Below are 6,896 nucleotides of genomic sequence, written 5' to 3' on the forward strand. Positions count from 1 at the left end.
CGCGGCCGCGCCGGCGAGCGCGGGGTCGGCGACGGTCACCTCGGTGTGCCCGGCCGCCATCAGGAGCGTGCCCCGGCCGCGTCGAGCTGCCCGCGCACGGTGTCGAGCAGTTCGTTCCAGGACGTGTCGAACTTCTCGACGCCCTCGTCCTCCAGCGTGCGGAACACGTCGGGGATGTCGATGCCGACCGCGGAGAGCCGGTCGAACACCTGCTGCGCCTCCCCACCGGTGCCGGTGACCGTGTCGCCGGTGATCTCGGCGTGGTCGGCGGCGGCGTGCAGCGTCTTCTCCGGCATCGTGTTCACCGTGTCGGCCACGACGAGCCGGTCGACGTAGCGGGTGTCGGAGTACTCCGGGTTCTTCACCCCGGTCGAGGCCCACAGTGGGCGCTGCGGGTGCGCCCCCGCCCCGGCGAGGGCGGCCCACCGCTGGTCGGCGAACTTCTCCCGGTAGGCGGCGTAGGCCAGGCGGGCGTTGGCGATGGCCGCCTCGCCCCGCAGGGCCAGGGCCTCGTCGGTGCCGATCGCCTCGAGCCGCTTGTCCACCTCGGCGTCGACGCGGGAGACGAAGAACGAGGCGACCGAGCGGATCCGGGACAGGTCGTGCCCGTTGGCCCGGGCCTGTTCCAGGCCCGCGAAGAACGCGTCGATCACGGCCCGGTAGCGCTCGACCGAGAAGATGAGCGTGACGTTGACGCTGATGCCGTCGGCGAGGCTGCGGGTGATGGCGGGCAGCCCCTGCTCGGTCGCCGGGATCTTGACGAAGATGTTCGGCCGGTCGACCGTCTTCCAGAGTTCAGCGGCCTCGGCGACGGTGCGGTCGGTGTCCCGGGCGAGTCCGGGGTCGACCTCGATCGACACGCGGCCGTCCTTGCCGTCGGTGGCGATCCAGGTCTCCCGCAGGACGTCGGCGGCCTCCCGGACGTCACCGGTGGTCAGCTCGCGCACCGCCGCGTGGACGTCCGCGCCGCGTTCGGCGAGCGAGCGCACCTGCTCGTCGTAGTCCTCGCCCTGCGCGACGGCGCCCGCGAAGATGGTGGGGTTGGTCGTGACGCCGACGACGTGCCGGTCGCGGATCAGTTCGGCCAGGTTGCCGGACCGGAGCCGCTGCCGGGACAGGTCGTCGAGCCAGATGGACACTCCCGCACGCGAAAGCTCCGCCAGCCGGTCGGTGTCGGCCATGATCTCATCCCTTTCTGTTGTCGCGCTCGTCGTTGCCCGGTCCGGGTGGGCCGCCGTGTCACCTCGCGGCCCACCCGGTGACCACCCACCGGGGTGCCCGGAGTCAGCGCCGGGCCAACGTCCGGCGGGCGGCGGCCACGACGGCGTCCGCGGTCAGCCCGAACTTCTCGTAGAGCGTGCCGAAGTCGGCGGAGGCGCCGAAGTGCTCCAGGGAGACGGTCTCGCCGCGGTCACCGACGAAGCGGTGCCACGACTGGGCCACCCCGGCCTCGACGGCGACCCGGGCGGTCACCGACGGCGGCAGCACCGCGTCCCGGTAGGCGGCGTCCTGGCGGTCGAACCACTCGACGCAGGGCATCGACACCACGCTCGTGGGCACGCCGTCGGCCTCCAGCGTCGCCCGCGCGGCCAGCGCGAGCTGCACCTCGGAGCCGGTGGCCAGCAACAGCACCTCCGGCGCACCGTTCGCGGCCTCGGCGAGGACGTAGCCGCCCCGGGCCACGCCCTCCGGGTCGGTGCCCTCCAGCACCGGCACGTTCTGCCGGGTCAGGGCCAGGCCGGTCGGGGTGTGCACGTCCTCCAGCGCCGCCTTCCAGGCCGCCGCGGTCTCGTTGGCGTCGGCGGGCCGTACCACGTTGAGGCCCGGGATGGCGCGCAGCGAGGCCAGGTGTTCGATCGGCTGGTGCGTGGGGCCGTCCTCACCGAGGCCGATGGAGTCGTGCGTCCACACGTAGACCACCGGCGCCTTCATCAGCGCCGCCAGCCGCACCGCGGGCCGCATGTAGTCGCTGAAGATCAGGAAGGTCGCCCCGTACGGACGGGTGCCGCCGTGCAGGGCGATCCCGTTGAGGATCGCACCCATCGCGTGCTCCCGCACCCCGAAGTGCAGGTTCCGGCCGTAGGGCTCGGTGGGGAACATCTCGGTCGACGCCGCCGCCGGGCCGAACGAGGACGCGCCCTTGATGACCGTGTTGTTGCTCTCGGCGAGGTCCGCCGACCCGCCCCACAGCTCCGGCAGCACGTCCGCGACGGCGTTGAGCACCTCGCCGGAGGCCTTCCGGGTGGCGATGCCCTTCGCGTCGGGCTCCCAGCTCGGCAGCTTCTGCGCCCAGCCCTCGGGCAGTTCCCGGGTGCGCAGCCGCCCGGCCAGCTCCGCACGCTCGGGGTTGGCCGCGGCCCAGGTGTCGAACCGTTCCTGCCAGCGCGCCCGCTCGGCGGCGGCGCGGTCGCCGACCCGGCGGGTGTGGGCGAGCACGTCGTCGTCGATGGCGAAGCTGGTCGCCGGGTCGAAGCCGAGCGTCTCCTTCACGGCGGCGACCTCGTCCGCGCCGAGCGCGGCCCCGTGCGCCTTCCCGGTGTCCATCTTCGTCGGGGCCGGATAGCCGATCACCGTGCGCAGCAGGATGAACGACGGCCGGGTGGTCTCGGCCCTGGCGGCGGCGACCGCCTCCTCGAAGGCGACGACGTCCTCACCGCCCTCGACGACCTGCACGTGCCAGCCGTAGCTCTCGTACCGCTTCGCGGTGTCCTCGGACAGGGCGACGTTCGTGTCGTCCTCGATGGAGATCTTGTTGTCGTCGTAGACGACGACGAGGTTGCCCAGTTCCTGCCTGCCCGCCAGGGAGGACGCCTCCGAGGTGACGCCCTCCTCGATGTCGCCGTCCGAGGCGATCACGTAGATGTGGTGGTCGAACGGGCTCTCGCCCGCGGGCGTCTCCGGGTCGAGCAGGCCCCGCTCGCGACGGGCCGCCATCGCCATGCCGACCGCGTTGGCCAGACCCTGGCCCAGCGGGCCGGTGGTCGTCTCCACCCCCGGCGTGTGCCGGTACTCGGGGTGGCCCGGGGTCTGCGACCCCCACCGGCGCAGCTGCTTCAGATCCGCCATCTCCAGGCCGTACCCGGCGAGGTAGAGCTGGATGTAGAGGGTGAGGCTGCTGTGCCCCGCGGACAGGACGAAACGGTCGCGCGCGGGCCACTCGGGGTCGGCCGGGTCGTGCCGCATGATCCGCTGGAACAGCGAGTAGGCGACCGGGGCGAGGCTCATCGCGGTGCCGGGGTGGCCGCTCCCGCAGTGTTCGACGGCGTCCGCCGCCAGGACGCGGACGGTGTCCACGGCGCGGGTGTCCGTCTCCGTCCAGTCGGCCGGATACCTCCGGCGCAGCAGTGGGTGGTTCTCCGTAGCGGCGATCTCCGACACGAACTCGGCTCCCTGATTCTTCGCACGTTGGCTGTTGCTGGCTACCCCGGTTGCCCGGCCGTGGGCGTGTCCCGGACGATCTTAATCGATCCCGAACAGTGGGGGAAGCGATCTCGTCGACGACACGGGAAAGGTGTTCCGGTCAGCCGGACCGGTCGGTCGTCAGCCTAGACGACCCGGCTGCGCAGAGTCAGTGATCGTGGGCACCGGGCGGGCGGCGGGTTGGTGCCGCGCACCCGTGCCGGATCCTGCCGGTGTGACGTGGCTTGCCGCCGTGGGTGCCGCCCGGCGGGGGTGGATCCCGCTCTACTACGATCCGTCAAGATGCCGCGTCCCCCGGGCGCGCGTCCTCACGGAGTCCGAGACAGGGAGCGAGATGTCGTTGGTGAACGCTGCGCACGGGCGCAGTGAGCACACCAGCGCCGTGCATCCCACTGGCGAGTCCCCAGCCGGTGGCCGGCGAGGTATGCGGGACGTCGTCGGCGCGTACGCCGCGCTGGCCAAGCCCAGGGTCATCGAGCTGTTGCTGGTCACCACGATCCCGGCGATGTTCCTGGCGGGACGGGCGATCCCGTCGCCGTGGCTGGTGCTGGTCACCCTGCTCGGCGGCACGATGGCCGCGGGCAGCGCGAACGCGCTGAACTGCGTGATCGACGCCGACATCGACCGGGTGATGAACCGGACGAAGCGGCGTCCGCTCGTGCGGGACTCGGTGCCCCGGCGCAACGCCCTGATCTTCGGTCTCGCGCTCGCCGCGGGGTCGTTCACCGTGCTGTACCTGGCGGTGAACCTGCTGGCCGCCGCGCTCGCCGTCGGCACGATCCTGTTCTACATCTTCGTGTACACGCTCGTGCTCAAGCGGCGCACGCCGCAGAACGTCGTGTGGGGCGGCGCGGCCGGTTGTATGCCCGTCGTCATCGGCTGGGCCGCGGTGGAGGGCACCGTGTCCTGGCCCGCCTTCGTGATGTTCGGGGTCATCTTCTTCTGGACCCCGCCGCACACCTGGGCACTGGCGATGAAGTACCGGGACGACTACGAGCGGGCCGGGGTGCCGATGCTGCCGGTCGTGGCGCCGCCCCGGCACGTCGCCCGGCAGATCGTGATCTACTCCTGGGTGATGGTCGGCTGGACGCTCCTGCTGGCCCCGGCGACGAGCTGGCTCTACGCCACCTTCGCCGGACTGGCGGGCGCCTGGTTCCTGTTCTACGCGCACCGCCTGTACGCGGCCGTCGGCCGGGGTGAGACGACCAGGCCGATGGCGCTGTTCCACCGGTCGAACACCTACCTGATGATCGTCTTCTGTGCGCTGGCGGTCGACTCCGCCATCGGACTGCCGGTCCTCGGCCTGCCGTTCTGACAAGTGGCTCCGGTGCCGCGGGGCCACCCGGTCGGGGAGTACCGGGAATGACCCGCGGACGGTGCTCGTTACGGATTCGGCCAGGCTGTTCCCCCGACCTGCGAAGGTGAACCACCGTGTCCGTGTCCCCGCAACACCGGGAACCCGACCACACCGCCGTTCCGGACGAGGCCGCCACCCCGGACGGGGACGAGGTGGCCGCCGAGCAGCGCTATGTGACGATGCTCTACGAGCGGCTCGACGCCGAACGTGAACTCGCCGACCAGCGGCTCACCGAGGCGCTGGCCGCGACCGGCGGCCCACCGCAGGCACAGGCCGAGCGGGAGGCCGCCACCGCGACCTACAGCGACCGGCTGGCGCAGCTGAACTCGGTGGAGCAGGGGTTGGCCTTCGGCAGGCTCGACTTCGCCCCCGACCGCGATACCGACTCCCCGATCTACATCGGCAGGCTCGGCCTGTTCGACGAACAGGACGACTACCGCCCCCTGTTGGTGGACTGGCGCGCACCGGCGGCGCGTCCGTTCTATCTCGCCACGGCCGCCTCCCCGGACGGTGTCCGCAGGCGCAGGCACCTGCGCACCCTGTCCCGGCGCGTGGTCGGCGTGGACGACGAGGTGCTCGACCTCGGCTCCGGCGAGGGCAGCGACCATCTCGGGCTCGCGGGCGAGGCGGCGCTGCTGGCCGCGCTGGAGCGCGGGCGCACCGGTGAGATGTCCGACATCGTCGCCACCATCCAGGCCGAGCAGGACCGCATCATCCGCGCCGACCCCGGCGGGGTGCTGGTCGTGCAGGGCGGACCCGGCACCGGCAAGACCGCGGTCGCGCTGCACCGTGCGGCCTACCTGCTGTACACCTACCGGCACCAGCTCACCAGCCGCGGGGTGCTCGTGGTCGGGCCGAACAGCACCTTCCTGCGCTACATCGGCCAGGTGCTGCCGTCGCTGGGGGAGACCGGCGTGCTGCTGGCCACGATCGGTGAGCTGTACCCCGGACTGACGGCGACCGGCCTGGACACCCCGGAGGCCGCGGAGATCAAGGGCCGGATCGCCATGACCGAGGTGCTGGCCGCGGCGGTGCGTGACCGGCAGACCGTGCCCGACGACGTCCTGGAGATCCTTGCCGAGGGCGAGGTGCTCACCCTCGATCGCCGGACGTGCGAGAAGGCGCGGGACCGGGCGCGCGAGACGCTCAAGCCGCACAACCTCGCCCGCCGGGTGTTCGTCGACGACGTGTTGGACGCGCTGGCCGCGCAGTCGGCCGCCCGGCTGGAGTCCGACGTGCTCGACGACGTCCCGGACATCCCGCTCGCGGATGACGAGGTGGACGACACACCCCTGCTGGACGCCCGCGACCACGCCACCATCCGGGCCGAGCTGGCCGAGGACGCGGCCGTGGCCGACGCGTTGCAGTCGCTGTGGCCGAAGCTGTCGCCGCAGGAGCTGCTCAACGACCTGCTGACCACCCCGGAACGGCTGACCTCCGCCGCGCGGGGACACCTCACCGACGACGAGTGCCGCGCCCTGCGGCGTGACCCCGGTGCGCTGTGGACGCCCGGGGACGTGCCGCTGCTCGACGAGCTGGCCGAACTCCTCGGGGAGGACGACACCGAGGCACGGGAGCGCCGGGCCCGCCGGGAGCGGGAGGAGAAGGCCTACGCCGAGGGTGTGCTGCACGTCCTCGAACAGGACGAGGAGATCCTCGACGAGGAGGTCGTGCGGGTGCGCGACGTGCTCGACGCCGAACTGCTCGCCCAGCGGCAGGAGGAGGGCAGCGGCCTCACCGCCGCCCAGCGCGCCGCACGGGACCGGTCCTGGACCTTCGGGCACGTCATCGTGGACGAGGCGCAGGAACTCTCGGAGATGGACTGGCGGCTGCTCATGCGCCGGAGCCCGAGCCGGTCGATGACCGTCGTCGGGGACGTGTCCCAGACCGGGTCGGCCGCGGGCACGTCGCGCTGGTCGGACGTGCTGGCCCCGTACGTCGCCGACCGCTGGCGGATGCGGGAGCTCACCGTGAACTACCGCACACCCGCCGAGATCATGGAGGTCGCCGCCCGGGTGCTCGCCGAGATCGATCCGGCGCTGTCGGCGCCGCTGTCGGTGCGGGAGACCGGCGTGCCGCCGTGGCAGCGGCGCCTGCCCCGCACCGAGCTGGCGGCGCG

The 6,896-nt window shown here is 72.4% G+C and carries 4 protein-coding genes; 2 read left to right on the top strand and 2 right to left on the bottom strand.

The genetic code is table 11. From position 1 onward, the window contains the following. Positions 1-59: 59 nt before the first annotated feature. Together tal and tkt are read right to left on the bottom strand one after the other, a co-directional pair. Positions 60-1,181 carry a transaldolase gene (tal, locus tag SACPADRAFT_RS0219170; RefSeq protein WP_007025786.1) on the bottom strand — a complete coding sequence of 374 codons (1,122 nt, stop codon included), beginning with the start codon at positions 1,179-1,181 and terminating at the stop codon, positions 60-62. A 103-nt stretch (positions 1,182-1,284) separates the two neighbouring features. Next, positions 1,285-3,378 carry a transketolase gene (gene tkt / locus SACPADRAFT_RS0219175; protein WP_007025787.1) on the bottom strand — a complete coding sequence of 698 codons (2,094 nt, stop codon included), beginning with the start codon at positions 3,376-3,378 and terminating at the stop codon, positions 1,285-1,287. 376 nt (positions 3,379-3,754) lie between these two features. On the opposite strand from tkt, the gene SACPADRAFT_RS0219180 reads away from it, so the two are divergent. Beyond that, complete coding sequence (locus tag SACPADRAFT_RS0219180) at positions 3,755-4,735, top strand: heme o synthase (protein ID WP_028662593.1); 981 nt, start codon at positions 3,755-3,757, stop codon at positions 4,733-4,735. Positions 4,736-4,851: 116 nt separating this feature from the next. Further along, a partial coding sequence (locus SACPADRAFT_RS0219185) for a HelD family protein (RefSeq protein WP_007025789.1) occupies positions 4,852-6,896 on the top strand: 2,045 nt, incomplete at its 3' end.

It is taken from the genome of Saccharomonospora iraqiensis subsp. paurometabolica YIM 90007, assembly GCF_000231035.2.
Classification (GTDB): Bacteria; Actinomycetota; Actinomycetes; order Mycobacteriales; family Pseudonocardiaceae; genus Saccharomonospora; species Saccharomonospora paurometabolica.